This window comes from Isoptericola sp. NPDC058082, assembly GCF_042885055.1.
Lineage (GTDB): Bacteria > Actinomycetota > Actinomycetes > Actinomycetales > Cellulomonadaceae > Isoptericola.
The window spans coordinates 39,667-41,676 of record NZ_JBHVSQ010000024.1; the positions used below are offsets into that span (position 1 = coordinate 39,667).

General features: G+C 74.6%; 1 protein-coding gene. It reads right to left on the reverse strand.

The window, feature by feature from the left end; all coding sequences use genetic code 11:
* Window positions 1-78: 78 nt before the first annotated feature.
* Window positions 79-2,010, reverse strand: a 1,932-nt coding sequence (gene rho / locus ACFVS0_RS20470; protein WP_430588983.1) for a transcription termination factor Rho, incomplete at its 5' end; no start/stop codon positions are given.

The window sequence follows — 2,010 nt, forward strand, 5'->3', positions numbered from 1 at the left end:
CCCCTCTCACCAGCCCCCCCCCCCCCCCCTACCCCCCCCCCGCTCCCCGCTCCCCTCGTCCCCCGCCCCACGGAACGGTCAGACCGTCTCGCCCGGGTTCTCGTCCGAGAGCCCGGCCGGCGTCGTCTTCTGCACGTGCAGCAGGAACTCGACGTTGGTCTTGGTCTTCTTGAGCTGGCCCAGCAGCAGCTCGATCGCCTGCTGCTGGTCGAGCGCGCCCATGACGCGGCGCAGCTTGTAGACGATGCCCAGCTCGTCCTTCGCCATGAGGATCTCCTCGCGCCGGGTGCCGGACGCGTTGACGTCCACCGCCGGGAAGATCCGCTTGTCGGCGAGGTTGCGGGACAGGCGCAGCTCCATGTTGCCCGTGCCCTTGAACTCCTCGAAGATCACCTCGTCCATCTTCGAGCCCGTCTCCACGAGCGCCGAGGCGAGGATGGTCAGCGAGCCGCCGTTCTCGATGTTGCGCGCCGCGCCGAAGAACTTCTTCGGCGGGTACAGCGCCGCGGCGTCCACACCACCCGAGAGGATGCGGCCCGACGCCGGCGCCGCGAGGTTGTAGGCGCGCGAGAGGCGGGTGAGCGAGTCGAGCAGCACGACGACGTCCTGGCCCAGCTCGACCAGGCGCTTGGCGCGCTCGATCGCGAGCTCGGCGACGATCGTGTGGTCCGACGCGGGGCGGTCGAACGTCGAGGCGATGACCTCGCCCTTGACCGTCCGCTCCATGTCGGTGACCTCTTCGGGCCGCTCGTCCACGAGCACCACCATGAGGTGGACCTCGGGGTTGTTCGCGGTGATCGCGTTGGCGATCTGCTGCATGATGATCGTCTTGCCGGCCTTGGGCGGCGCGACGATGAGGCCGCGCTGGCCCTTGCCGATCGGGGCGACGATGTCGATCACGCGCGGCGTGAGGCGGGTGGCCTCCGGGTTCTCCAGGCGCAGCCGCTCCTGCGGGTACAGCGGCGTCAGCTTGGTGAACTCGGGGCGCTGGCGCGCCTCCTCCGGCGTCATGCCGTTGACGGAGTCCAGCCGCACGAGGGCGTTGAACTTGCTGCGGACGTTCTTGCCCGCCGGCGGCTCCTCGCCCTCGCGGGGCTGGCGGATGGCGCCGACGATCGCGTCACCGCGGCGCAGGCCGGACTTCTTCACCTGGTTGAGGGAGACGTAGACGTCGCCCGCCCCGGGCAGGTAGCCGCTCGTGCGCACGAAGGCGTAGTTGTCGAGGATGTCCAGCACGCCGGCGACCGGCAGCAGGACGTCGTCCTCGCGCACCTCCACGTCGTCCAGGCCGGCGACGTCCGGGCCGCCCGGCCGGCCGCTGCGGTTGCGCTTGCGGTCCCGGCCACGGTCGCGACCCCGACGACGGCGCGAGCCGCGCTCGTCGTCGTCGTCCCGGCGCTGGCGCTCGTCGCGCTGGCCGCCCTGTGCCGGGCCGCTCTGCCCCTGACCGCCCTGCCCGCCGGAGCGCTGCTGGCCGGAGGAGTCGTTCGAGCGGCCCTGGCCCGAGCGCTGGCCGTCGCCGTCGCCCTGGTTGTTCTGGCCGTTGCCGGAGCGGCGGGCGCCGCGCTCGCGCGGGGCCGCGACGGCCTCCGCGAGCTGGGCGAGGCGCGCCTCGCGGTCGGCGTCGTTCTGCTGGCCCCCGCGCTGCTCGCCGCCACGCTGGTCGCCGCCCCGTGCGGGCTGCTGCTCGGCGGGCGCCTCCGCGCGCTGCTGCGGCGCCGCGTCACCCTCGGACGAGCCGGCGGAGCGGGTGGCCCGGCGCGAGCGGCGCGGGGCCTCGGCGCCGTCGGCGCGCGGGGCGCGGGCGTCGCCCGAGGGCTGCCCGGAGCCGTGGTCGGCCGGCGCCTGGGCCGGGGCGTCGCTGCGGACCGTGGGCGCCACGGCGGTCGCCGCGGCGACCGGGGCACCGGCGGTGCGCGCGCCCTGGCCGCGCGCGGCCCGGATCGCGTCCTGCAGGTCGCTCTTGCGCCCCCAGGAAGTGCCCTTGACGCCCACGCCAGAGGACAACGC